A 24,057-nucleotide genomic window follows, 5' to 3' on the forward strand; every position below is an offset into this window, starting at 1 on the left:
TTAGCGCACCATTCCTTCATTAGTAGTGAAATAGGGTTTAAACGTTCCTTGCCCGCGATAAAGCACGAGGCGCTGTTTTAAAGCTGTATCGCCAGACGCGGAAATATCAATAATGTATCGACCACTGGGATAAATACTCGCACCTTCAGCCGTTTCTGAATTGCGCTGTTCGGGGTCAAAACCAAGGGAGGAGTATAAAGAGTCTGGGGTAAATTGTCGAACAATCGTGGCCGTTGAATACAGCCTTAACTTCCCTTGTAGGCGCGTAAATAGTTGCTCATCATCGAGTACATAAGCCAATTCTTGCATGCTTTGAATTAGGCCATTCTTGGGTAAGTAAGGGTAGTCATAGTCACCATTTTCGGCCCCGGCTAAACGCCTTAAACCATCCCTATCTTGCCAGTCATCAAGCCTGTCCATAACCTCATCGATGGCCTCTCTTTCAAGCCCTTGGTTATAAAGAAGCTGTTTAAAGCCTTTTTCGTTAAAAGGCACTAAAGAAACAAGGCCGCTCATATCCTGTATTGATACTTCAAGCTCATTATAAGCATAGGGTTTGCCATCAAAGGACTTAACTAGGTCAGTACCGCCGACAATTTCACCATAACGATTACCTGGACCAAGAACCCCCAAAGGGCTCGTCATTAGGCGAAAAACAACATCGGCTTGCGCCGATTGAATTTCCATACTGACCAGGGTGTTTTTGCGCACTAAACTAGCCATGCGCGCATCATTCCGCCCTTTCCCTGACATAAATAACATCACTGCCGCCATGCTTGCCGATAGCATTAGCACCAATAACAATGCAGCACCACGTTGAGACTGTTTATCCTTGAGACGCATTACTCACCCCTCGTTGAAATGGATTCACTTCTGGTAGTTGCAACATCCAACTAATTGGCTCTTGCGCTGCATCTGGCGTCAATGTTAAACGTATAAATAAGGGCAGCACTCCTCGCGAGCTACTGAGGTAACGCGAACTCCAGGCAGGCTCTGGACGCACAGAAACATTAAGGTATTCGGAGTAATAATTATCAAGTTGCAGCGCGTCGCGCCAGCCAAAGTACTCAAGCTCCGCATTATCGCCTTGGTATAATATTACCTGCTGCTGACAAAGGCGCTCACGCAGCACATAGTTTTGTAATGATTGCGAGCCATAAGGTAATTCACAATATATAAACCCTTGTTCGCTTGCCAAAATTTGCGCAATCACCATATGCTCATCGAGTAACTTAGGCGTGGGAGATATAAACGCGAAGCCATCCTTTTGACCGACAAAAAAGGGCACCCCTTCGCCTTTGTTATTAATAAAGAATAAGGGCTCGAGTGCGCGCACCTGCTGATTGAGCATTTTAATCTTGCTGAGCTGACTGACATCGCTGCGATTTTGGTTATCGTCTATTTGACCAAGTACAAAGCGATAACTGGTTACCGATAAAGCAATCACCATGGTAAAAATCACCATCGCAACCAGCACTTCAACTAAGGTAAAGCCGAGCCGGCTTTTTTTAAAAGCGCCAATAGACATCTCGGTACTCCAACAATGGGGTTTCTTGTGTTTCGATATACACTCTCACCTGATACAGCACGATATGGCCACTTTCTGGCGTATCACTTTGCCCTTCTGAGGAGATAAACCTTTGCGCAGGCTTGTGCTCTAACTCGCTAACCTGCCACTGGTAGTTACGCGCTTTGAAACGCCATTGACCTTGGGTTTGCTGCTGCTGAGTGTACTCATAGGTGATTTGATCTTTGAGCAGCTCAGCGACTAACCCTAACTCCACCGCCCGGTTTAGCCGGCCCTCATGTAACAAGCTAGAGCGCATTACAAAGGTCATCGCACTGATAGCAATAAAAAGGATCAGCGAGGCAATCAATACCTCTATCAACGTCATGCCTTGCGCTTTGTTATAGCTCGAGTACTTCATATTCCAAACCTGAGCGAGTCAGTACTTCAACCTGTTGCGTAATAAAATAGTTGTTGGTACTCAATGTAAAGGCGGTAGGCTTTAGCTCTAATATATTGAATTCAACACGTTTGAGCGCATCGGGAGATTGTTCAGCCGCCTTATCACTTTCACTTACATAAACAACAATACTGTTCTCGTTAACTTCAACATCGAGCGGCTGGCCACTGTACACCACATATTCTTTGGCAAAGGCTAACAACGAAGTTACTTGATTGCGCTCACTGTGGTAGCGCACTTGTTCCAGTTGGCGCCACATATCAGGCAGCACCACCGAACTCGCTGCGGCGATAAGCGCAAGTACAATCAATAATTCAATTAAAGTAAAACCACGGGGGCTAGAACGATACATCATTCATCGACACTATACTAAGCAGCATAATAATCACTACTGAGCCTACGATACCACCCATAATCAGAATCAATAATGGCTCTAGTAATGCCGTGAACTTGGTTAGCCACTGCTCAAAGTTACTACGCGAACGCCGTGCTATTTCTGCAAAAGAGCCAGCCAAAGTACCACTTTCTTCACCGACAGAGATCAGGGAAATGGCAACATCATCATACATCTCCAAGCGCTCTAGCTCGTCGCTTAAGACCCCACCGGCACTCACTTTACTAACAACTGCCAGCAGTCGCTCTTTTAATACCGGATGGCTAACCGTATGCGCCGCCAGCGATAAGCTATCGGATAAACTCACACCACTTTCCAGCGTCAACTGTAATGCAGTAGAGAACTTTATCCGGTCAGAGTGTTTAACTATATGCTTTAGCAAAGGCAAAGAGGTTAAGGTTTTAAATAACCGTAAACGAATGGCCGGCTTTTGCATACCTAAGCTAATACCACCACCAACTAATAGTAGCCCTATGAGCATATGCCATTGGTATTGTTGCACCCAAGCAGAAACCGCTAGCAGTGTTTGCGTGTAGCTTGGTATATCACCGGTTCCCTCAAACATCGATGACATACTTGGGACAACAAAGTTAAAAATAGCCCAAATGGCCACCACACACACAATGAGGATAAACAGCGGATATGTTGAAGCCTGAATCACTTTCTTACGCAGTTCACTTTGGAACTGTAGGTTCTGGCTCAACCGTGAAAATACCCGTGGTAGATTACCGGTACTTTCACCTATTTTGACCATTTCCGCATACAGTGTTGAGAACACATGGGGGCGCTGCGCGATAGCATCGCTTAATACAAAGCCTTGCTTAATATCATTTAATACCGAAGCCCACACCGCCCCGATAGCTGAACTACGGTTAGAGCGAGCAAGCACACTGAGCGCTTTGTCCACTTTTAGGCCATTGGCCAGCAAAGTTGAAAGTTGGCTAGTAGATTGCTCCAACTCGTTTAAGGTGACGCGCTTGGACGAGCTGGCTTGTTTTGCTTCGGAGATTTTTAGCACCAGCTTTTGTTGCTTTTTAAGCTCCTGCACAGCCGCTTGCTCGTTTACAGCGCTGATTTCACCTTGCTCTACTTGCCCATCTGCGCTGTATGCCTTGTATTTAAACAATACACTCACCCGGCAACCCTCATCACTTCATCTACCGTGGTAATCCCTTTAATTGCTTTAAGTAAGCCATCTTCTTTCAACGAACGTAACTTGCGCTCTTTCATCATGGCATACAAGTTATCAAGTAAGTTCTCATCTTTAGCTAAGCGTTTAACTTCGGCGTCACAGGGTAAATACTCAAGAAACGCTACTCGCCCTGCATAGCCGGTATGCTCACACTGTTCGCACCCCACCGCCTCATAAAGCGGCACACGCTGTCCGTCGGTCATCGTTGTTAGGTTGTACTTTTCATACAGAATATCAGCTTCCTGCTCACTCATAGGTCGTTTACAGTGCGTGCATAAGGTTCTCGCCAAGCGCTGCGCCATAATTGATACTAAGCCAGCATTAAGAAGATACTCTTGAATACCTAAATCCATTAAACGGGTATACGCCGAGGGCGCATCATTGGTGTGCACAGTACTAAATACTAAGTGCCCAGTGAGCGCCGACTGCAATGCGATTTTAGCGGTTTCGTTATCACGAATTTCACCGACCATGATCACATCCGGGTCTTGACGAACAATACTTCTTAATCCCGCCGAAAAATCAAAGCCGATATCGGCATTCACCTGAACTTGGTTAATCCCTGGGAGCTGATATTCAATCGGGTCTTCAAGGGTGATTATTTTTATCTTGGGATTATTAATTTGATTCAAGAAAGAATACAAAGACGTGGTCTTACCGGAACCGGTTGGGCCAGTCATTAATACCACACCCGAGGTACGTTTAAGGTCCTCGTCGATCATCGCCACTAAATCATCAGCATAACCCAAACGCTCTAAGTCAAACTTAACGGCGTTTTTGATTAGAAAACGCATAACCACACTTTCACCACTGCCTAAGGGCAAGGTTGAGCAACGAATGTCTAAATCTGTGGTGCCCGCCTTCATCTCAATTTTGCCATCTTGAGGGCGGCGTTTCTCTGCTATATCCATCGCCGAGAGGATTTTAATGCGTGAGATAACGGCTAGCTGTAAATTAGCGGGGATAGGGTCTGCTTCTTTTAACAGCCCGTCAATACGATATCGGGCACGGTAACGCCCGTTAATGGGTTCGATATGTAAGTCCGATGCACCTAGTTTTACGCCTTTATTAATCAAGCTATTTACCAAGTTGACGGTGGGCGCGCCCAAGGCCAACTCTTTTAACGCAGCGACATTGTCACCTGCGACACTAATTTCACTTTGATCATGTAAAAGCGCACGGCATTGCTCAGCGAGTAGTTCAAATTCTTTATAGCTGACAACTTCAAAGCGAACCTGATAATCACTTAGGCGCAGGTAATCTCGGGCTTCCTGGCTATGTGGGTTAGATAAGGCCACAACGAGCTGTTGGCCTTCTAAAGCAACCGGAGCAAAGCCCTGCTCTAGCAAAAACTCCACATTTAACTTGCGATAAGCACTCAGCTCCGACTCAGCCACACTGACCGAACCTTGAAACAGTGGGCATTGCAGCACACTGCAATAAAGCGTACTGAGTTGCTCATCGTCAATCCAGCCAGAGTTTAATAAGATAGTCTCCAAGTGCTGGCTTGAGTCTTGTTGATAATCTAGCGCCTGCTCTAGGCGGGCAATATCAAGCAGTTCACTGTGCCTGATGTACTCTTCTACTTTAGAGTTCCACGTCTGCATCTTCGCCTTCACCGCCAGGTTTTCCATCTCGTCCAAGGCTTTTTAAAGTAAAAGACTCACGGCCATTTTCACTTGTTACTTCGTAGCTGTACTCATTACCCCAAGGGTCTGCTGGGATCGCTTTGGGAAAGTAAGGGCCATCCCACATTTTATGTGAGCTATTAACTAGCTCATCCAGCGTTTTCGGGTAATAACCAATATCTAAACGGTACGAGTCTAACGCGGTGGCCATTACTTGCATCTGCGCCTTTGCGGTACCTTCACGAGCGGAATCCACTTTGCTGAACATACGCGGGGCAATAATTGACGCTAGCAGACCTAAAATAACCATTACAATAAGAAGCTCTACGAGCGTAAAGCCTCGTGAACGATGAACTGTTTTCATAGGAATTCTCAACGGTTTACTTACAAAAATAAGACAGGGTGCCGAAGCACCCTGCTGAATCTACCACAATAGGGGGCATTATCAAACTATGACATTAACGCAGGGCCTTAATGGCTGCGCTAAATTGCTCAACACTGCCAGCACCAACAATAATTTTATAGTCAGTGAGGGTGTTGCCGTCACGGCGACCCACAATAAATGAAGGTGTTGATTCTAGGCCCAGTGTTTTCGCTTCTAAAATAGAGTCACTCACTTTTTGATGAACACTCTTATCAGCACGACAACTATCGTAAGCTTCTTTGTCTAGCTCAAATTCGCTAATAATGGTATCGATATCATCAGGCACAATGTTTGCGCCTAATTCAAATAGTTTTTCGCGCACCGGCTCATACTGGTCTTGTTGTGCTGCACAGCGCAGTAACACCGCTGCATAAGGGGCTTTAGGGTGCAATTTAGATAGCGGTAACTCACGGGCTAAAAACGCCACCTCACCGCTGTCAATAAACTCTGCTTTTAACTCAGGAAACACATCTTGTTGGAACTTCTTACAAAATGGGCAATGTAAATCGGTGTACTCTAAAATAACAATCTCTGCTTCTTTATTGCCCAGCCACTGGCCTTCTTTGGACAACGGCAATACATCAGGGCGCACAAGCTCAGCCAAGCCAACGCGCACGGCCACTTCGCGTTGCACGCTTTTAAGCTCGTTGATTTCTTGTTTCAAGGCTTGTATTTCGTCATTTTGGTTCGACTGACAACCACTGAGCACCGCCGCCCCAAGTAATAATGACACAAGTCGTTTCATAGCTTCTTCCTTCTTAAAAAATAAAAAACCCCCGCCTAAGCGAGGGTTTTTTTTAAACGTTAAAGCGAGTAATTAAATTACTGGCTCCACTCGTTTTGGTCAAGTACTGGCATTACACGGTCAACACCGCCAACGATGCGCTGTACAGATACACCGTGTACGCTGTCGCGTGGTGCAGTTACAGTGAACGTTAGAGTGTGACGGTTGGTGCTTGCACCAGCGTTAGAACCTAGGTCACCCGCGCCGAAGCCGCCGTCAGCTGAAGTGTAGCCTTGCTGCGCTTCTGCTTCTGATACTAGCTCAGGTACGAAGTAAACTACTGAAGATTTAGCAGGTACAGTACCTAGCTGAACAGCAGTTACTTTACGGTTGTTTAGGTTACCGTTGTCTGATTCGCTGAATAGGTCAACAGTTACTTCTGCTGCTTCGTCGTGCTCGTTAGTTACACGTACGAAGTTACCTTCTGCGCTTACAGCGTAAGGTACTTTAAGTACTGCGCCGTTTACACCGATTTCGTGTGAAGTTACTTCATCTTTACAGTGGTCAAGCTCAGTCGCTGTACCGAAGTCTAGCGTGTAGTTAGGCTTAACGTTGTAGTTGAAGTTCATTACACCGTAGTCAGTTGCACCAGCTGGGATAGTGTTAGTTACAACGTAGAACATTTCGTTGTAATCAGCACCGAATAGGTTTGAAGTAGCAGCTGCTGGGTTAGCTTCTGCATCACCAGCTGTAGCTGGAGTGAAGATGTCTAGTGCTTCAGTGTTGTAAACTGTAGCTGTAGCTTCAGTAAGACCGAAGTCACCTAGAAGAGTACCAGTTTCAACTTCTTCTTGAGTGTCAAGAACACCAGTTGCTGCAGTACGGCCGTTCCATAGAGCCATTTTCACAGTTGCGCCTGGCTCAGCAGATGCAAGGAAAGCAGTCTCTAGGTGGTCATCAGCGTCAAGCGTGATAGCTTGGTCTAGGTCACCGCCAGCGCCGCCACGGTTGTAGAATGCAGTTTTGTAAACAACTTCGTGTTGCTTAGCAACTAGTTGGTCAGTTACGTCGCCTGCGTTGTAAACAAACTCAGTACGCGCGATGATAGCGTCACCAGCTGAGTCTGAGCTTTCAGCGTTAACTTCTGCTTCTGCAGTAGTGCTGCCGAAGAAAGTATAGAACTGTGGAGAGATATCGATAACAGTAGTTGCTTCTGAAACACCACCGATGATGCTGTAACCAGTACCACCGTCAGTTACCGCTTCAGTAGAACGGATTTGTACTAGCTTGCTTGAGTTAGCGTTAGTACAAGTATCGTTTTCGATTTTAAGACCAACAGGAACAACGTCAGTAATCGCAGCACCAGAAGATACGCGAGATAGAGCTAGACGAGTACCAGCACCGATAGTTACACCAGCTTTAGTGATGAAAGTGATAGTGTTAGTACCATCAACTGTACCATCTGAAGAGCCAACAGCTTCGAAGCCATTGTCTAGTGGATCAGCTAGGTCTGCGTCTTTTACTAGGTGGATTTGGTTACCGTTGCCTGCGAACAATGCACCAGTGATTTCCATAGTGATTTTAGTACCACCTGGGATATCAGTAGTAGGGATGTAAACAACTTGAAGGTCATCACCAGTAGTAGCGTCAACATCAGCAGTGATGTTGTCTAGATCTACTGTTAGGTCACCAGTAAGTTCGTAAGCGATTTTACCTTCATTGATAGGTGCCAAGTCATCAGCTGCTGCACCACCACGAGTATCAACACAAGCTGCGTTGCCGTAGATAGTGTTCATATCTGCAACTGCTAGGGCTGCATCGTTACCAGCTTTATAAACTTCAAAACACGCTTCTGTACCAGCATACGCGTTGCCAGCTAGTACAGCTGCAACTGCAGCTGGAAGTAAAGCGACTTTATTAAAACGCTTCATTATATTTCTCCATGTATCCGGTGGACACTTTATGATTTCAGATTTTATTCACATGCTCTGTGCGCAGAGCGTAGCAAAAGTTAGATAATTTAAAGAGCCCGACCGACACTCCAGTTACTGCAGTATCAAATCCAGGCTCGAACATTATGATAAGAACTCAAGCGTAATTCAAGTCCCAATCACAAAATAAAGTTACGGATTTATTAACACACCCATAACTTTAGTTGTTGCCTATGCAAAACTGAACATATTATAGACAATCATGAACTTATAGCGAACTCAATGCAGCAACAGCAACACCCATTTGATACACAATTTGGGTTGCTTTGCTCCACAATGTTAAATTGTCCATATGTTCGTAATCCAGTGGTACCACGATTGTGTCGCCAGGCTTAATGCCAGTATCGCGATTAGACGCAAACCATGAGCCAGTATCGGGTTTTTGCACCGAACCGTTGGCGCGAATAATGTAAATACCGTCTTCGTCTGCCTTTTGTTTTAGACCACCGCTATTACGAATATAGTCATCGATAGAAAAGCCTGCGTTAAACATGGTAGATGTTGATACATGCACTTCCCCGATCACTGTTACAGTTTCCATACGCTTTGGAATAAACAGCGTATCTGCATTGCGCAACTCGATATTTTCACCACCTGCAACCACCTGGTCCATATCAATGACCATTCGCCCAAGGGCATCAGTCATGGATAGATCTTTAAGCAGATTATCCATATCGTCATAGGTGAGTTTGGCGCTACTTATCGAATTTTGGAAGCTACTTGAAGCCAAATCCCTACGTAGGTCTTCGGCTAACTTCTGTAGCATATCCTGTTCTTGCTCACGGAGGTACTCGCGGGTAAATATTGCACCTTGAGCAAAGGCGTACTGTGTTAAGCCGCCCGCTCGCTCAAGTACTTCTGCAAGCGTTTCGCCGGGGCGAATAGCATAAGCCCCTGGAAACTTAACCTCTCCCAACAAACGAACGGTTACGTTCTCTTGCCAGTTCGGTTTCGAGAATACCGTAACGGTATCCTTGCTCTGTAACGCTATACTATTCTTATCATCGGCAAGGCTTAATGACAAGTGTTTAATATTGCCTGAATTATCATTATCGGCACGTGTTACCTCAACTTTACCGACAAATGCCGACTCTTTTAGCCCGCCAGCAGCGGCTATCGCCTTCTCTACACTGGCTTGTTCCGGCATAGGATACACACCGGGGTAACGAACCTCACCATTGACATTGATCAAAGGTGCACCATTACGAGGTGAGCCTTGACGGTTTAGCTGTGACAGTAATGGCCCCAACATACGCTTACGACTAAAGACTGAATATTCACCATCTTCAAGCTCATGCGCTTTGCCTTTAAGAAGGTCGCGTACCGATAATGTTTCCTTTTCTTCTTTTTCAAATGACAAGTAGTCACTTTTTTCATCGATAAACTCAAAGAACTGCCGCGACTGATACTTATCCCACAGCGCTAAGCGCTCATTTTCAATGATTTGTTCTTTGGTGTAGGCCAACTGCTCCAGCGCGTCGATTTCATCTTCTCGGGATTCATAGCGGCTGAAGAATAATACTTTGTCTCTTGGTTGCAGAGCCACATCTTGCTGCTCGCCAGCAAGCAAGGCCAGCGGCGAAAACTGCAAGATACTGATACGCCCTGAAAGCTGGCTTTCACGAACAATAAGGGCATATTCACGGTCGGCAATTGGCAATAAGTCATTATTAAGTGACTGAATAAAGTCGCCGACATACGCGCCTTTTTGCCATTGGTAATGGCCGGGGTGTGTCACCGCACCAATTAAGGTGATGGAGTTGGACAGCGACTGTGACGCTTGTGGCACACGCACTTCGTCACCATTTTGCAATTCGGTTTGCGCCCGTTGCTGAGCGTTAACAACAGAAATAACACGACGCTCACCATTGTTGCCATAACGTTTAATGGTGAGTTTGTTTTTCGCTGCATCCGCCTTCAAACCGCCACTCATACGCATAAGATCTTGAAAAGACTCTCCTTCAGAGAGCTCATAAATTGCCGGGCGATGAACTTCACCGCGTAAGGTCACACGCTTATTCGATGCAGGAACGAAAATAACGTCACCGGATTTAAGGGTATAGTCATCAGAGCTGTCACCACTGAGCAGTAAGTCATATAAGTCTAGTTCTGTGACTGTTTTACCCTTACGCTTGAGGGAGATGTGACGCAACGAGCCTATTTCAGTGATCCCTTCTGCAGCGATAAGGCCATTAAAAATGGTAGACATAGCAGGTAAAGAAAACGCCCCCGGCTTTTTCACTTCCCCTAGCACCATGACACGAATATCTTCAAGTTCGCCAATAGAGACAAATGCCTCACCACCGATCACTTCTCGCTCTATTTTATTTTTGAGTAGCTTCTTTGCCTCGTTGAAAGTAAGACCAACAACTTGAACAGGCGATAACCCTGGTAAAGCAAGACGACCATCGCGGTCAATTACCACTTCTTGAGAAAAGTTTTCTTTCCCGTAAAAAGTGACAACCAGTGAATCCCCGATGTTAAGCGAGTAATCGTCTGGCACCGGCACATTTTGGTTTGCCATAAGCAATGGCTGGCGGGTATCAAATTGGTCTTCTGGCGGGGCAAACAGCTCGTAACCAAAGGGCTTGAGCTCTTCAATCTCTGGCTTATATTTATCTTCTTCGTCTTCCTCTTCTTTGGGCTTCATGGGCAAGCTCTCGAAGGGGTTTTGTTCGTTTTTGCTCTGTTTTTGTTGTGTGCCTTGGCTAGTGAGCTCATCAATACTAATACCATATTGTTGTGCTATAGCTTCTTGTTGGGCACGAGGTAGCTTTTTAAATTGTTCGATTTGCTCTGGTGTTGGTGTTGGCATTTGCGAATTTGCCGACACTGACTGAACTGTTACCAACAGTAGCGTTACTAGTAAAAGTTTTAAGAACTTCACAACATCCCTTCCCGAGAATAGAAAAATAGAAGACAACCGCGGCATATTACCGGAATTTTGAGCGAAAAAAAACGGAAGATGGTGGTCTTCCGTTGTTATCTCGCGTTACTTGATTTGTTAAAAGTTATACACCAAGGTTAACGCGGTTTCGGTGTCAGTGTTTTCTTTGTCATCCGCAACATCGGAGTTATGAGTGACGTTAAAGCCCACTTTCATTTGCAAAGAGCCATTAATTTTAGTTAATAGCGCTGTTTCAGAGCGAGTTTTAGTGTTGGTACTACCGTATTCCATCGCAACTAGCTGAGTAAATTTGGCACCCTCGGAGATTTGCCAAGTGTAATCAGCCTTTGCTAGGGCGATCACTTCACCTTCCCACTCGTCAGCCAGTAACTCACCGTCATCGCCTACTTCGGTGCTATCGTCTGGGTATTGGAAATACTTATAACCCGGACCAATTTCCGCATTGAGCACCATGGTGTCGGTATCGAGCAAACGCAAACCGTAACCGCCAGAGACCACCGCTTCTTGGCGGTAAGCGCCAAAGTAGTCACTTAAGTAGGAGCCGTACACGAATAAGTGCGCGTTTTCCTCGTTGAGCTTGTAGTTACCTTGCGCCGATGCAAAGTACTTTTCGTTAGTGCGCTCAGTTACTTTAGTACCGTTGTCTTTCTCGACTTCGTCTTCTTTATAGATGCCGTCGAGCTTGTACTCGTTATTCCAGTTTTCAAGGTTGTGCTTTACGTTTAAAGCGCCCTTGAATGTAGTTGTTTCGGTATTACCACTGGTGATAATGGCACCTAGCTCAGCGTTGGCTTCCCAAGTCTTTTTTTCGCTAGCCACAGCGCTCGTTGCTACGCCTGCAGCAATGAGAACAGATAAATACTTCAATTTCATGTCAGCGCGGTTCCCCTAGTTTATTCGCTGGTTTTATGTAAATGCACATCCATTTGTGGATATGGAATACCGATGTCGTTGTCATCTAATGCAATTTTGATGTTTTCCATCAAATCAAAATACGTTGGCCAATAGTCAACGGTGTTTACCCAAGGGCGAACCACAAAGTTCACACTTGAATCAGCCAGTTCGTTCACGGCCACCGTGTATGCTGGCTCTTTTAACAGCCTTGATTCAGCATCAAGCACTGACTTTAAAACTTCTTTGGTCTTTTTAAGGTCGGCATCGTAGCTCACGCCAATAACCAAGTCGATACGACGCGTTTTCTCACGTGAGTAGTTTACTATGGCGCCAGACATAATCGATGAATTAGGCATCACGATAATTTTATTGTCTGGTGTATTGAGCTCGGTAGAGAAGATTTCAATTTTACGAACGCTTCCTGCTTTACCGCCTGCTTCGATGTAGTCACCTGATTTAAATGGACGCAAAATAATGATCAGCACACCCGAGGCAAAATTAGAAAGCGACCCTTGCAATGCCAGACCTACGGCCAAGCCCGCCGCACCTAGAATAGCAATAAAGGAAGTGGTCTCAACACCTACTTGTGATAGCGCCATTAAAATAGTAGCGATGAACACCAAGGCATAAATGATGTTGCCACAGAATGAGCCAACCGCTTTGTCTACCTTACGCTTGGCAAAACCTTTTTCAGTCAGCTTGCTACACCACTTAGCAAGGCGCATACCGACCAAAAAGACAATCAGTGCCAAAACAAATTGAATGGCGTAGTGAGTGAGCAGTCCGGAATTTTCCGACAGCCAGTTTGTTATTGCTTCCATTAGCGCTCCTAATTATATGCTGATAGCCCATGACACCTTACAACTTTATGCTTTGTACCTATGCGCCGTAAAGTACCTAATCTATTATTTTCTCAAGCCGAACCTAAACGCCAACTGAACATTAGTGCAACTCAAGCAACAATAAGCCTAGCATATGCTTTTCGTGCTGTAATACTCCGTGGTTAAGCGGCTTTCATTGTGTTCACTGAACAAATTTGCAGCGAACGAATAATTATCTTAAATTTACACTTCACAAGGTGGCGGAAACTATGTATTATGCGCGCCACACATCACGAGGTGGTGTATCCCCTTTGTGGCGGCTGTAGCTCAGTTGGTAGAGCCCTGGATTGTGATTCCGGTTGTCGTGGGTTCAAGTCCCATCAGTCGCCCCATTCTTTTCTTTCTTATTTGTATTCCTTATTTAAATCAAACAGCTATCAGCTCGTTTTTATTCCCTATTACGCCAATATTGTGCCCAATAGCTTGCAAGGCTAAAGCCCTGCCTACAACAAACCTATCCTGAACTTGTAGGTTGGGCTTTAGCCCAATCCCGTGCTTTGCAAGGCTGGAGCCTTGCCTACAACACATCTGGCGGAACCTGTAGGTTGGGCTTTAGCCCAATCCCGAGCTTTGCAAGGCTGAAGCCTTGCCTACAACAAACCTACCTGCACCTGTAGGTTGGACTTTAGCCCAATCCCTTGCTTTGCAAGGCTAAAGCCTTGCCTACAACAAACCTATCCTGAACTTGTAGGTTGGGCTTTAGCCCAATAACACCTTCATCTCAACACAGGCAACCTTGTAACTCTCGAGCTATAATTAAATGTTCACCATATTCAAAGGAGCTGAATATGCCTTATAGTGATTTATTAAAAGGACGTTATTCGCAAATTCACCGCGAGTATTTTATTACTTTTTGTTGTTACAAACGCACACCATTTTTTGCCTCTGCGAAACTAGCACAGCTATTTTGCACCACGATTACAACGAATGAGCAGGCTTGCGGCTGCCAATGGTTAACCTGGGTCTTAATGCCAGACCACTTCCATGGGCTTGTGTTGCTGCACCATAGCGATCTTAGCGCTTGTGTACGGCACCTAAAAGGTTGCACCGCAGCCATGGTTAATCGTCAATTACAGCGTCGCGGTAAAGTTTGGCAAAGCGGGTTTTATGATCACGCTTTGCGTGAGGATGAGCAGCGCATTCACATAGCCAGGTACATCGTTGCCAACCCATTGCGAAAAGGGATTGTCTCTAGTGTGCGATTATACCCGTACTGGAATTCAGTTTATTTATAGGTTGCAAGGCTGAAGCCTTGCCTACAACAAACCAGTGGAACTTTGTGGGTTGGGCTTTAGCCCAATCCCGTGCTGTGCGAGGCTGAAGCCTTGCCTACAACACATCGACCCTGAACCTGTAGGTTGGGCTTTAGCCCAATCGCGTGCTGTGCAAGGCTGAAGCCTTACCTACAACAAACCAACCTGCACCTGTAGGTTGGGCTTTAGCCCAATCGCGTGCTTTGCAAGGCTGAAGCCTTGCCTACAACAATTTGAGGTTAGGCACGTTCGATGTCGAAACTAAGCACTTCGCGAATATGCTTTTTGCCACAGGCAATCATCACGAGACGATCCACTCCGAGGGCGACTCCGGCACATTGTGGTAGGCCAGCATCCAGTGCTGCTAATAAGTTTTCATCCAAGGCTACGGGCTCAAGACCTTTGGCAATACGTTTGTTGTTGTCATTGGCAAAACGCTGGCGCTGTTCATTGGCGTCGGTCAGCTCATTAAAGCCATTAGCGAGCTCTTGCCCTTGGTAATACAGCTCAAAACGCCCGGCAACGCGTGGGTCTTGCTCATGAAGACGCGCTAGTGCCGCTTGCGAGGCCGGAAAGTGATACACAAAACACGGCTGTTGCTGGCCAATCGTCGGCTCTATCACCATGCAAAATAGCAGCTGTAATAAGGTGTCAGCATCTTCTTCATTCGCGGCGATATCGGCAAAGCCATGAGTGCTTGCAAGCTGCTTTAATTCACGCAAACTTGCCGTTAACGGATCTACACCCAGCACCTGTATAAACACCTGCTGATAGCTTATATATTGGGCTTTTTCACAATCCAGTAGCTGTTGCATCAATTCGTCAATCTCAGCCATAAGGTCAAACTCATCAAAGCCTGGACGATACCACTCAAGCATAGTGAACTCGGGATTGTGATGACGGCCATTTTCCTCGTTACGAAAGGCTTTACAGATTTGGAAAATAGCCCCACTGCCTGCTGCAAGAAGGCGCTTCATCGCATATTCGGGAGAGGTTTGTAAATACAGTGGCAAGCCCTCGGCATAGCCTTGGCCCACAAACCGCGTGGCAAAGCTATGTAAGTGTTCATCAGTCACCGACGCCTTGCTTAGCGACGGGGTATCCACCTCCATCACATCACGTTGATAAAAGAACTGCCTAATCTGCTGAATGAGCTTAGCGCGCTGCTGCAAAGTATGAATATCGGCACTGGGCTGCCACATCACAAAAATCTCCCATAAAAAATCCCAGCGCGGCTGCCCGGGCTGGGATATACACGTGTAAGGTGCTTATTTTACGCGACCCACGTACTCAGCTGAGCGGGTATCAACTTTGATCACTTCACCAATTTGAATGAATAAAGGAACACGTACCACGGCACCGGTGCTCAATGTAGCAGGTTTGCCGCCTGTACCAGCCGTGTCGCCTTTTAGGCCTGGATCGGTTTCAGTTACTTCAAGTTCAACGAAGTTGGGTGGCGTTACTGCAATCGGGTTGCCGTCCCATAAAGTAATGGTGCACACATCGTTTTCTACAAGCCATTTTACGTTGTCGCCTACAGCTTTTTCATCAGCAGCGATTTGCTCAAAGGTTTCGTTGTTCATGAAGTGCCAGAATTCGCCATCTGTGTATAGATAAGCTAGGTCGGTATCCATTACATCAGCCGCTTCCACACTTTCGCCTGACTTAAAGGTTTTCTCTAATACCTTACCTGAGATCAGTTTGCGGATACGAACGCGGTTAAATGCCTGGCCTTTACCCGGCTTAACCACTTCGTTTTCTAGGATGCTGCAAGGCTCGCCATCCAACATAAATTTTAGGCCACCCTTGAATTCGTTGGTGCTATAATTCGCCATCTTGTCCTCTAATAACCGTTTTTCGAGTAATTAATCCGTCAATGATACAAAGAATCGAAGTAAATTTGCATAAAAACTGGCAAAAAGAATTAGCCGATGTAGTCACTCGCCCCGAAGAGCTGCTGAGTATGTTGGATTTACCCCCCGATGCGTATCAACCGGATAGTGAGGCCAAAAGCTTATTTAATCTACGAGTACCGCGCCCCTTTATCGCCAAAATGGCCAAGGGTGACACCCGCGACCCCTTGTTATTACAAGTGCTGCCACGACGACAAGAGTTTCAGCAACACTCGCAGTACAGTGTCGATCCGTTGCAAGAACAAGATAACAACGAGCCGGGTTTATTGCACAAATACCGCTCCCGTGTCTTGTTGATGTTTAAAACCGCGTGCGCAATCAACTGCCGATATTGTTTTCGTCGTCATTTCCCGTACCAAGATAACCAACTCAATAAAGCCGCTTTGGCCGATAAACTAACCTACATTGGTAATCATTCAGAGATCAATGAAGTGATCCTCAGCGGTGGCGACCCGCTCATGGCAAAAGACGAAGCACTGGCATGGTTTTTAGATAAGCTAGAGCAACTCCCCAACATTAAGCGTTTACGCATTCACTCGCGCTTGCCGGTGACCATCCCGGCACGCATTACCGAGCAGTTATGTCAGCGTTTTGCCCAATCGCCCTTACAAATAGTCTTTGTGCACCATATTAATCATGCCAACGAGGTCGATGAGGTTTTTAGCCACGCCTGTAAAAAGCTGACCCAAGCAGGAGTAACGCAGCTGAATCAAGCGGTGTTATTGAAAGAGGTCAATGCCAATGCGGCTGCGCAAATCGCCTTAAGTGAGCGCTTATTTGCCGCCGGGATACTCCCCTACTACCTGCATCAATTAGACAAAGTGCAAGGCGCTGCACATTTTGAGGTAAGCGATGATGAAGCCCGCACTATCATGACAGAGGTACTTAGCGAACTGCCTGGCTTTTTAGTGCCAAAGTTGGTGCGTGAGGTCGGTGGCGAACGCAGTAAAACCCCCATTGATCTGCATTTAGAGCCATAAAAAAACCCGCTTAACGCGGGTTGCTTGGGGTTCATTTACGACGCGCTGCCTTGCTATTACACGTGGATATTAATGTTATTACCCAAGGTTGCCGTAGTCGAGGCGGCTGGGCTCTGCGCTGCTTTGGTCACATTACCTGCTGACTCAATCAACGCCAATGCAGCCTGGCCATCGGCTTGCTGTCGTTTCTTAGCAAGGGCCGCGCTATAAACCTCGGCGCCTTGATCGGCTCCACTCATGGCGGGAAGTGAACTTCCTGATATATTCATAACGCTACCTGACATTTTAAATGAATCCACGTACCATATCGGCCATCTGCTCTAAAGCTTTAGAAAAAAATGCACGCAATTATCGAAAAGTTAAACGAAAACCTTAAACTCGCCTATCGTCAGGCCTTAGACGCCGATCAAAAACTGGATCAGCTACAAAAAGAAGGCCATGGTAAGTTTCAAGCCTTGTTCAATCGCGACGCGGGATTCGACTTTGAAGCAAAGCGCTTTAAACCCTATGTATTAGACGTGGCCGCCGATGTCGAGGCACTTTCCCAAGCCGAGCAACTTGATGAACAAAAGTTGAAACAAACCGTGGTTAAACTGCAACATATACTCACTTTGCTGGCGACTTTTAAAGACCAGTAAAGTCCTGTTTAAAACAAGGATGTTAAAATGCAATTGCCTCACTCGCTGACTTGGGTTGGCTTTGATTTAGACGGCACCTTAGTCAATACCGCTGCCGATATCTGCGCCGCCATTAATACCACGCTGGAGCATTACCAAGTCGGTCAAGTCGCCGTGGACGACGTGCAAACTTGGATAGGCAACGGTATTGATAAAGCCACCGAGCGCGCCTTAGCAAAAGTGGGCGCCACACATATTGATGTTAGCGCAGCGGCGGCGAAAGTCAGTGCTGCTTACAACCAATGTGTGACCGATTCCTCGACTTTATATGTTGATGCCAAAGCGACCCTACAAACACTGCAGCAGCAAGGGTTAAAGTTATTACTTGTCACTAATAAAAATGAAAGCCACACTCATGCTCTGGTAAATGCATTGGGCATTGCCGATTACTTTGATGCCATTGTCTGTGGTGACACTCTGCCCCAGCGCAAGCCAGACCCAGCCATGCTGTTTAGTGCCTTAAATAATCTCAGTCTTGATATTAGCGAAGGCATATATGTGGGAGATTCAAAAAATGATGTGGCAACCGCCAGAAACGCCGGCTGCCCGGTGATCTGCGTTAATTATGGCTACAACCACGGGTTGGATATCGCCGATGCTAATCCGGATAAAATCATCACCCGCCTTGGAGAGGTCGAGACATTGCTCGCGGCGCGTTAAGCGCCTTTTGCCTTTATCCACCGCTCAGGGAGAATGCCCCCGCGTTGGCGCAATGCAAGTACAACCACCGCGAGCGTTGCCGCCACCAATAGCACCTTCAATGCCAGCGAAAATTGTAATATCACCACCGTTGAGCACACTTCAATGAATATCAACGCATAAATAAAGCGTAATACGTACTTTTCGTTGATTTTACTCATTACATACCCTCCTAGCGGTGCGCCTATGGCGACCACGGGAGCGGCGAAAAACCACGGTTCAAAGGCCACATGAGCGCTGCTTAGCTGCCCTTGTAAAATGAGCAGTACACTGCCAGTCACAGAAAGTATTGCCATAAAACACACTGTGGTTGGGATCAGTGCTTTGGCATCGAACTTTTGCCGCAATACCAGGTAGAAAAACAGCAAGGTATCGGCTCCGGCGCCAATATATGCCGAGAGTAACCCGCCCAGTGTAGCGATAAGATACAGCGACCAACTGTTTCGCCACTGCAGCAACCGCGTATCACAGCGCTGCATCAATAAGTAACTACAAGCCAATAGCAAGAAACTAAAGGTGATCTTAAGTGGTTCACCGTCAACCGATAATGAAAACCCACACGCTAAACCAAATAACGCAAAGGGCATTAATCGCGCCAGCAGTGACCAATATATGCGGACCCCGCGAGAAACAAAAAAAATGGTGGCAAAGGTCATTCCCACAGACTGAATCGCCAATGAGAAGACCTTTGCGCTGTGTGCTTCAAACCCGAATAACTTAGTGAAGACCGGAAAAGCAACAGCTCCGCCACCTAAGGGCGTCGCACCTGCGACAAAGGATCCTAATACCATAGTCAACGATGTTCCCCAGTTATGCACAGCATCAGTGACACTGAACTTCGTCGCAAATGCTGAACTCCACGCTATAAAAAATAGCGTCAGTAAAGTGGGGTAAAGATAAGCTCTTTTCATCGTTATTGGTTGCTCGTTACAAAATATGAACACGCTTAAGGTGTCGCGTTAACCCTTCACCTTGAAAGCGGTGGCGACCATGCAACATGGCATGGTTATCCACCAGCAAGTAATCGCCTTGTGTCCACTGATGGGCGTAGAAGCTATCGCTGCCATATAGGTGAGCTATCAGCTCACGCAAAAAAGCGTCACCTTGCGACGAGGACATGCCCTGCACCTGGGTCTCCACTGGATTAACGGCCATATTATCCTCATTGAAGGGTTCAATAAAGCGCATTCGCTGACGTTTAGTTGCTGGATGCGGGCTAATCAGTGGCTCCTCAATAGCCCCACCATAATGCGCCTTTTTCTCAGCAAAATAGCGGATCACCTTATCTTGATACTGCTGCAACTGCTGGGATGAACAGCTCTCAAGCAACCTACAGGTATTCACAAAGGTGGTTTCACCGCCACCACTCATGGCACTACTTTGTAGACACTGAAAGAAGTTAAATCGCGGCGTTGCCCCTGCAAAGGCACCATCCCAATGCAGCTCAACCTTTCCTTGACTAAAAATATGATTTTGCGGCTGTTGGTTTATTTTTAAATCCAGCACATAGCCAAAATCCCACGCCAGCAGCGGCCCCAGCTTTTTCGCAAAGGCCACCATTTGCTCATCGCTGCTGGGGTCAAAGCCACGCAGCAGCACCATACCTTGGTTCAAGATCACTTGCTCAAGTTCGGCAATGTTTAAATGTGCTAGTTTCTTAGCACCGCTTTCTCGTGCGTCAATCGTGAAGCACGCCGGTGAGACCTGTTCGCTGATCATAACTGTGGCTCTCTGTGCATACGCTCATAGTGGCTGGCTTGGCCATTAATGAACACTAAGACACAACCCAGCTGCTCGGCTTGCTCCCGAGGCATCAAACTGTGCTCGTCGCCATCTTTAACCAGTACCGAGTGCCAAGGCGTGGTCCACACGTCGTTTTGCGATACCAGTGAAATGCCGATTTTCTCAGAAACCAGATACTGCGGGTGAATCGATAATCGCAGCGCCTGAGGCAACTCCTGTTTCAACAATCGCCCCCACGCATTACTGCGCTGAATAACACGGTAAGCGGCGGTTTTAGCAACCTTTTGCAGCGCTGTGCGGCTATGTTGAGAAAACTTTTCGATACCCGAGAAATCTTCTAACATGAAACGGGTAATGCCCTTGTACATGGTGCTGGCTTCTTTCTCTGTTTTAATGCGCTGACGCAGAGATTTTAGCGTTTCACCGTATTCAATCATCAGCTCCTCACGCAATACCGCAAAGTCATTGACCTTGTCATATACATCTTCGAGGTTAAAGAAGTCGAAATAATCCGGATAATGTTGATTGGCAAAACGACGCAGGCCGTTTACATACTCACTGACATGGGCGTCGCTGACATGGATAATATCGGCGAAAACGCGGCCATCCGAGCAAATCGTTACTTTTGCACCTGGCTCATAAACCTCTTCAATTTGCTGACATAATTGCACCAGCCGCTCAAATGCAAAAAACTCTCCTTTATCTGGCAGATAGCCCAAGGTTTTGTTGCGATTGGGTGATTTTGCAGGAAAGGCTGGCAGCACCATATTGATGGGCTGCTGGCGGTGAACAAAATCCAACACCTTTTCATAATGACCGGCTATTTGCTCGTCAAACGCCACATCTTGCTCAATCGGTAGCAGCCGCCGCTGGGCAAAAATGAGTTCTAAAATAGCCCGCGCAGTGGCATCCGCCGTGTGTGCATTAACCCTGTTGTTGTTTGCTAAATTTTCCATTTTTGTGCTCTTTGTTCTGTCAGTATCAGTGTTTAAATAATTCCATCGCGTGGGTAAGCGATAGCTTGTCATTAATTGCTGCTTCGACCACTAGCGGCATTTTTTCTTCATCAAAGTCCATACGCTGAATTTCACACAGACTGCGTAAGAACCCTAAATAAGTGACTTCCAATAAGGCCTTATCGAGTTCGGCTATGGCCATCTCGTCTAACATGACGCCTCGGCTATGGGCGTGTTTCATGCGGCACTTGGTGAGCTCTATATCAAAGAAGTGACCGCGATTAAGGCGATACTCTTGACCTTGGATCAGCTGGATAAACTCATCTTTAAGCTCATGAATGCGGGAAATCGCCGCCCCTTGCACCATGGCCAGCGCTTTTTCATTCAGCTGCTCTTGGCTCATTTCACTCATGCTCGGGCAATAACCAAAATGGCGCGCCATGGATGAAGGTAAAATAAAGCCGAACCAATGCATTAATAAGGCTTCAAAATGCGTGCGGTGCACCTCATAGCTGCCGTGGTAGTTCCCGGTAATATGCAGCATAAAGCTCTCAAACCAGCCTAAGAGGTAGGCATTGAAGGCCTTGGTTTTGCCTGCAAACATGGCCTCGTTACCGGCTAAATCCGCCTCTATAAGTTCACCGATCATGCGATTAGCATCGGTCAAATAGGCCGAGCCCGGCGATAACAAGGGGTCTAAAAAGGCCGATGACATGCCGGTGAGGAACCAACGATCAGTTGAGAACGACTGCTTGGCCCGCCGTGATAGCCGCTTCATGGCTTTGTAATCCTGCAATTCGAAGTGGCTGCCCAGAATTTCCTGCATACATTTATGCGAGCGTAAAAATTCCACGAAGTCGTCACTGGTTCTCACATTTAAGCTGACATCGGTATTTTTAGCGGTTACACCGATACTGACTGTGTGCTCATCCAATGGAATGAGCCATAACCAATACCCTTTATACATAAAGTGGTTGGTCGCTAATGCGCGGGTGGTAAAGTTGGTACGTGCACGCCACTGCTCACTGCCCAGGCTATCGAGTGGCGTGGTGAACTTAAACCGCGCCCAAGCTGAGCTCACAGAATGGCGATGATCTTGCGACTCAATTAAATCCAGCTTTTTACCCAGCGGCGCAGCAAACCCGGCGGCATCGACTAAATAACGACAGCGAAAGGATTTGTCTGCGGTTTTCACGCTGTGACCATGCTCGCCATCGAGTTCGATATCGCTGACCGTCTCACCCAGTAAAACGTCCACACCAATATCTCGGTTAAAGCGCACTAGGTCGTTATCAAATTTAGCGCGATCAATTTGGTGCGCCGGAATACCGTGATACCAGGTGCGCCCAAGCTCACTCATTTCCTCGACATTGAGATCACGGTCGACGCTGTCGAAGAAAAATCGCAAACCATGTTTGTACAAATGGTTGGTGTCTAGGTAAAAGCCCAGTTGCAGATCACTGGCGGCATAATCCCAAAACGATTCTAGGGTTGACTCCCCGACCCAAGAATTAAATGACTTTTTGCGCTCTAACACGGTGACCGATAGCTCGGGGTGTTTTAGTTTTAATTGTCGTGCTAAGCAACCACCAGCCATTGAACCACCGATGATCACAACATCACTATACTGACTTACCATACATGCTCCTTACAGGTAATAGGTCAATCTTACTTCTATAAAGTCATCATCTCGGTAGAGGTAAAGCGGCTGCTGTGGCTGTTGTTCAACAAACATCCGGGCCTCAATATCAAGACTCAACTGACTATGAATACGGGTTTCGAATTCGCCCTTAATGGCGATGGAATCGCCGCCATTATCGATAAGGGCTCCCAATAACAAGGTGGTGGCATCGGTGTCGTTCCAAGCGAGGCGAGAGCCTACAAAGCTGCTATTACGATATATTTGATTTTCCCGAGCCTCGGCGTCGGTGTCGCGGTGCAGCTCCAGCAGCAGACTGAGATCTTTACTGCTGCCCGCCACCCCATAAAAGTAATATTCTCCCCCTAGGGTATAAGCCCAGCTATTACCACCGTAATCATGGTCGCGGTGCACCGCTTCGAGCTTACCGAGCCAGCGCTCAGTGGTGTATTGCGCATCAAGGCCCCATTGCTGCAAGGCGCTGTAAATGGCTTGTCCTTGGCCTTGCTCGGTGATCTCAAAGGCTGGGATTTTATCTAAACCGTGGAAGAAATAAGCACCGACATCCCAATCATCGAGCACCGTGGCATAGCGCAGCGCCAGTGATTCCCGAGTGTGCTCAGATAAACCGACAAAGCGCTCTTGGCTAATGGCCACTGGCAATGAAAAGCGCTCATCAGGTTGGCTGTAATCGCGGGAGCGAAACCAAGGCATAGACAACAGCGATAAGGTGCCGTTTTCGGTAAAGTAGTCAACCTGCACCAATAGTTCGCCAAGTTTCTCTTCGCCTTCAAAATTACGTGCAGGAATACGCTGATTGACAATATCCACCAAATGACGAGACTCGGCGACGCCCCAAAATACCGTGTTCATACCGGCGCTTAGCTGCCAGTTATAGAATGTTTTCTGTAAGTAAGCCTCTTGTAAATCCCATTCAGGCAGGGCGCTATTGGTCGCGGCCACAGTCACCACCGGCTTTATATGTGCTTGTATACCCGAGGCGCGGGAGCGGTAATCAAGCTCAAGCCATAGCCTTGGGTCCCAAGCAAAGTTATGCGTTTGCTGAGCCCGAGCGCTATCACTATTGTATTGCCGGGCGCCGAGCTCTACCGCAGGCGTTATTTGCCATTGACCATACACGCAAGGCGCAAACACACAGAGCAATAGCCACCACTTCCTGAACATCACTACATC

The 24,057-nt window shown here is 46.9% G+C and carries 24 protein-coding genes and 1 tRNA gene; 5 read left to right on the forward strand and 20 right to left on the reverse strand.

Features of this window, described 5'->3' with window-relative positions; all coding sequences use genetic code 11:
• The 12 genes from MHM94_RS09115 to MHM94_RS09170 all read right to left on the reverse strand — a co-directional run bounded on the left by MHM94_RS09115 (position 1) and on the right by MHM94_RS09170 (position 12,943).
• On the reverse strand, positions 1-843 hold the full coding sequence (locus MHM94_RS09115) for a type II secretion system protein GspK (protein ID WP_235419226.1): 843 nt from the start codon (positions 841-843) through the stop codon (positions 1-3).
• Entirely contained in the window at positions 827-1,528 is a 702-nt protein-coding gene (locus MHM94_RS09120) for a prepilin-type N-terminal cleavage/methylation domain-containing protein (RefSeq protein WP_138548582.1), read from the reverse strand. The genes MHM94_RS09115 and MHM94_RS09120 overlap by 17 nt, the downstream gene beginning before the upstream one ends.
• Positions 1,509-1,928, reverse strand: a complete 420-nt coding sequence (locus MHM94_RS09125) for a prepilin-type N-terminal cleavage/methylation domain-containing protein (RefSeq protein WP_138588571.1) — start codon at positions 1,926-1,928, stop codon at positions 1,509-1,511. The genes MHM94_RS09120 and MHM94_RS09125 overlap by 20 nt, the downstream gene beginning before the upstream one ends.
• Positions 1,909-2,322 (reverse strand): prepilin-type N-terminal cleavage/methylation domain-containing protein, encoded by a 414-nt coding sequence (locus MHM94_RS09130; RefSeq protein ID WP_138548584.1) that lies wholly within the window; start codon positions 2,320-2,322, stop codon positions 1,909-1,911. Before MHM94_RS09130 ends, MHM94_RS09125 begins: the two co-directional genes overlap by 20 nt.
• Positions 2,306-3,496, reverse strand: coding sequence for a type II secretion system F family protein (locus tag MHM94_RS09135; RefSeq protein ID WP_235419225.1), 1,191 nt, complete (start codon positions 3,494-3,496; stop codon positions 2,306-2,308). Before MHM94_RS09135 ends, MHM94_RS09130 begins: the two co-directional genes overlap by 17 nt.
• Entirely contained in the window at positions 3,493-5,160 is a 1,668-nt protein-coding gene (locus MHM94_RS09140) for a type II/IV secretion system protein (protein WP_235419224.1), read from the reverse strand. The genes MHM94_RS09135 and MHM94_RS09140 overlap by 4 nt, the downstream gene beginning before the upstream one ends.
• A complete protein-coding gene (gspG, locus tag MHM94_RS09145; protein ID WP_235419223.1) occupies positions 5,141-5,545 on the reverse strand; it encodes a type II secretion system major pseudopilin GspG in 405 nt (134 codons plus the stop codon). Before gspG ends, MHM94_RS09140 begins: the two co-directional genes overlap by 20 nt.
• A 94-nt stretch (positions 5,546-5,639) precedes the next feature.
• A complete protein-coding gene (locus MHM94_RS09150; RefSeq protein WP_235419222.1) occupies positions 5,640-6,350 on the reverse strand; it encodes a thioredoxin domain-containing protein in 711 nt (236 codons plus the stop codon).
• 77 nt (positions 6,351-6,427) lie between these two features.
• Positions 6,428-8,125, reverse strand: a complete 1,698-nt coding sequence (locus MHM94_RS09155) for a hypothetical protein (RefSeq protein WP_235419221.1) — start codon at positions 8,123-8,125, stop codon at positions 6,428-6,430.
• Between the two features lie 403 nt (positions 8,126-8,528).
• Positions 8,529-11,207 carry an SLBB domain-containing protein gene (locus MHM94_RS09160; protein ID WP_235419220.1) on the reverse strand — a complete coding sequence of 893 codons (2,679 nt, stop codon included), beginning with the start codon at positions 11,205-11,207 and terminating at the stop codon, positions 8,529-8,531.
• 117 nt (positions 11,208-11,324) lie between these two features.
• Complete coding sequence (locus MHM94_RS09165) at positions 11,325-12,101, reverse strand: DUF481 domain-containing protein (protein ID WP_235419219.1); 777 nt, start codon at positions 12,099-12,101, stop codon at positions 11,325-11,327.
• Positions 12,102-12,121: 20 nt separating this feature from the next.
• Positions 12,122-12,943 carry a mechanosensitive ion channel domain-containing protein gene (locus tag MHM94_RS09170; protein ID WP_022945993.1) on the reverse strand — a complete coding sequence of 274 codons (822 nt, stop codon included), beginning with the start codon at positions 12,941-12,943 and terminating at the stop codon, positions 12,122-12,124.
• Positions 12,944-13,259: 316 nt separating this feature from the next.
• On the opposite strand from MHM94_RS09170, the gene MHM94_RS09175 reads away from it, so the two are divergent.
• Positions 13,260-13,335: transfer RNA gene (locus tag MHM94_RS09175), tRNA-His, on the forward strand.
• A gap of 456 nt (positions 13,336-13,791) precedes the next feature.
• A complete protein-coding gene (locus tag MHM94_RS09180) occupies positions 13,792-14,238 on the forward strand; it encodes a transposase (RefSeq protein WP_138548591.1) in 447 nt (148 codons plus the stop codon).
• Between the two features lie 257 nt (positions 14,239-14,495).
• On the opposite strand, the gene epmA is transcribed toward MHM94_RS09180, so the two are convergent.
• Together epmA and efp are read right to left on the reverse strand one after the other, a co-directional pair.
• Complete coding sequence (gene epmA, locus MHM94_RS09185) at positions 14,496-15,458, reverse strand: elongation factor P--(R)-beta-lysine ligase (RefSeq protein ID WP_235419430.1); 963 nt, start codon at positions 15,456-15,458, stop codon at positions 14,496-14,498.
• A 66-nt stretch (positions 15,459-15,524) separates the two neighbouring features.
• Positions 15,525-16,091, reverse strand: a complete 567-nt coding sequence (gene efp, locus MHM94_RS09190) for an elongation factor P (RefSeq protein ID WP_022945989.1) — start codon at positions 16,089-16,091, stop codon at positions 15,525-15,527.
• Between the two features lie 41 nt (positions 16,092-16,132).
• On the opposite strand from efp, the gene epmB reads away from it, so the two are divergent.
• Positions 16,133-17,149 (forward strand): EF-P beta-lysylation protein EpmB, encoded by a 1,017-nt coding sequence (gene epmB, locus MHM94_RS09195; protein WP_235419218.1) that lies wholly within the window; start codon positions 16,133-16,135, stop codon positions 17,147-17,149.
• A gap of 56 nt (positions 17,150-17,205) precedes the next feature.
• Here the strand turns inward: epmB and MHM94_RS09200 are convergent, their stop codons facing one another.
• Positions 17,206-17,418, reverse strand: a complete 213-nt coding sequence (locus tag MHM94_RS09200) for a hypothetical protein (RefSeq protein WP_130148167.1) — start codon at positions 17,416-17,418, stop codon at positions 17,206-17,208.
• A gap of 69 nt (positions 17,419-17,487) precedes the next feature.
• On the opposite strand from MHM94_RS09200, the gene MHM94_RS09205 reads away from it, so the two are divergent.
• Both MHM94_RS09205 and gph read left to right on the forward strand, forming a co-directional pair.
• Positions 17,488-17,787 (forward strand): hypothetical protein, encoded by a 300-nt coding sequence (locus tag MHM94_RS09205; protein WP_045980396.1) that lies wholly within the window; start codon positions 17,488-17,490, stop codon positions 17,785-17,787.
• Between the two features lie 27 nt (positions 17,788-17,814).
• Entirely contained in the window at positions 17,815-18,486 is a 672-nt protein-coding gene (gene gph, locus MHM94_RS09210) for a phosphoglycolate phosphatase (RefSeq protein ID WP_235419217.1), read from the forward strand.
• Here the strand turns inward: gph and MHM94_RS09215 are convergent.
• From MHM94_RS09215 to MHM94_RS09235, 5 genes are read right to left on the reverse strand one after another with little or no spacing between them, the layout of a single operon-like run.
• Complete coding sequence (locus MHM94_RS09215) at positions 18,483-19,436, reverse strand: sulfite exporter TauE/SafE family protein (protein ID WP_235419216.1); 954 nt, start codon at positions 19,434-19,436, stop codon at positions 18,483-18,485. The genes gph and MHM94_RS09215 overlap by 4 nt on opposite strands.
• 16 nt (positions 19,437-19,452) lie before the next feature.
• A complete protein-coding gene (locus tag MHM94_RS09220) occupies positions 19,453-20,244 on the reverse strand; it encodes a TauD/TfdA family dioxygenase (RefSeq protein ID WP_152440183.1) in 792 nt (263 codons plus the stop codon).
• Positions 20,241-21,224, reverse strand: a complete 984-nt coding sequence (locus MHM94_RS09225) for an isocyanide synthase family protein (protein WP_045980399.1) — start codon at positions 21,222-21,224, stop codon at positions 20,241-20,243. The genes MHM94_RS09220 and MHM94_RS09225 overlap by 4 nt, the downstream gene beginning before the upstream one ends.
• Positions 21,225-21,249: 25 nt before the next feature.
• Entirely contained in the window at positions 21,250-22,863 is a 1,614-nt protein-coding gene (locus MHM94_RS09230) for an NAD(P)/FAD-dependent oxidoreductase (protein WP_022945981.1), read from the reverse strand.
• 9 nt (positions 22,864-22,872) lie between these two features.
• Positions 22,873-24,048 (reverse strand): hypothetical protein, encoded by a 1,176-nt coding sequence (locus MHM94_RS09235; protein WP_235419215.1) that lies wholly within the window; start codon positions 24,046-24,048, stop codon positions 22,873-22,875.
• Positions 24,049-24,057 lie beyond the last annotated feature (9 nt).

The organism is Pseudoalteromonas sp. CNAT2-18.1 (genome assembly GCF_022347865.1).
GTDB classification, from domain to species: Bacteria; Pseudomonadota; Gammaproteobacteria; order Enterobacterales; family Alteromonadaceae; genus Pseudoalteromonas; species Pseudoalteromonas ruthenica.

What these genes read in the sequence shown, in the direction of transcription:
- MHM94_RS09115 (WP_235419226.1), bottom strand. Translation starts at nt 843, where the DNA reads ATGCGTCTCAAGGATAAACAGTCTCAACGTGGTGCTGCATTGTTATTG.
- MHM94_RS09120 (WP_138548582.1), bottom strand. Translation starts at nt 1,528, where the DNA reads ATGTCTATTGGCGCTTTTAAAAAAAGCCGGCTCGGCTTTACCTTAGTT.
- MHM94_RS09125 (WP_138588571.1), bottom strand. Translation starts at nt 1,928, where the DNA reads ATGAAGTACTCGAGCTATAACAAAGCGCAAGGCATGACGTTGATAGAG.
- MHM94_RS09130 (WP_138548584.1), bottom strand. Translation starts at nt 2,322, where the DNA reads ATGATGTATCGTTCTAGCCCCCGTGGTTTTACTTTAATTGAATTATTG.
- MHM94_RS09140 (WP_235419224.1), bottom strand. Translation starts at nt 5,160, where the DNA reads ATGCAGACGTGGAACTCTAAAGTAGAAGAGTACATCAGGCACAGTGAA.
- gspG (WP_235419223.1), bottom strand. Translation starts at nt 5,545, where the DNA reads ATGAAAACAGTTCATCGTTCACGAGGCTTTACGCTCGTAGAGCTTCTT.
- MHM94_RS09150 (WP_235419222.1), bottom strand. Translation starts at nt 6,350, where the DNA reads ATGAAACGACTTGTGTCATTATTACTTGGGGCGGCGGTGCTCAGTGGT.
- MHM94_RS09155 (WP_235419221.1), bottom strand. Translation starts at nt 8,125, where the DNA reads ATGAACACTATCTACGGCAACGCAGCTTGTGTTGATACTCGTGGTGGT.
- MHM94_RS09165 (WP_235419219.1), bottom strand. Translation starts at nt 12,101, where the DNA reads ATGAAATTGAAGTATTTATCTGTTCTCATTGCTGCAGGCGTAGCAACG.
- MHM94_RS09170 (WP_022945993.1), bottom strand. Translation starts at nt 12,943, where the DNA reads ATGGAAGCAATAACAAACTGGCTGTCGGAAAATTCCGGACTGCTCACT.
- MHM94_RS09180 (WP_138548591.1), top strand. Translation starts at nt 13,792, where the DNA reads ATGCCTTATAGTGATTTATTAAAAGGACGTTATTCGCAAATTCACCGC.
- epmA (WP_235419430.1), bottom strand. Translation starts at nt 15,458, where the DNA reads ATGTGGCAGCCCAGTGCCGATATTCATACTTTGCAGCAGCGCGCTAAG.
- efp (WP_022945989.1), bottom strand. Translation starts at nt 16,091, where the DNA reads ATGGCGAATTATAGCACCAACGAATTCAAGGGTGGCCTAAAATTTATG.
- epmB (WP_235419218.1), top strand. Translation starts at nt 16,133, where the DNA reads ATGATACAAAGAATCGAAGTAAATTTGCATAAAAACTGGCAAAAAGAA.
- MHM94_RS09200 (WP_130148167.1), bottom strand. Translation starts at nt 17,418, where the DNA reads ATGAATATATCAGGAAGTTCACTTCCCGCCATGAGTGGAGCCGATCAA.
- MHM94_RS09205 (WP_045980396.1), top strand. Translation starts at nt 17,488, where the DNA reads ATGCACGCAATTATCGAAAAGTTAAACGAAAACCTTAAACTCGCCTAT.
- gph (WP_235419217.1), top strand. Translation starts at nt 17,815, where the DNA reads ATGCAATTGCCTCACTCGCTGACTTGGGTTGGCTTTGATTTAGACGGC.
- MHM94_RS09215 (WP_235419216.1), bottom strand. Translation starts at nt 19,436, where the DNA reads ATGAAAAGAGCTTATCTTTACCCCACTTTACTGACGCTATTTTTTATA.
- MHM94_RS09220 (WP_152440183.1), bottom strand. Translation starts at nt 20,244, where the DNA reads ATGATCAGCGAACAGGTCTCACCGGCGTGCTTCACGATTGACGCACGA.
- MHM94_RS09225 (WP_045980399.1), bottom strand. Translation starts at nt 21,224, where the DNA reads ATGGAAAATTTAGCAAACAACAACAGGGTTAATGCACACACGGCGGAT.
- MHM94_RS09230 (WP_022945981.1), bottom strand. Translation starts at nt 22,863, where the DNA reads ATGGTAAGTCAGTATAGTGATGTTGTGATCATCGGTGGTTCAATGGCT.
- MHM94_RS09235 (WP_235419215.1), bottom strand. Translation starts at nt 24,048, where the DNA reads ATGTTCAGGAAGTGGTGGCTATTGCTCTGTGTGTTTGCGCCTTGCGTG.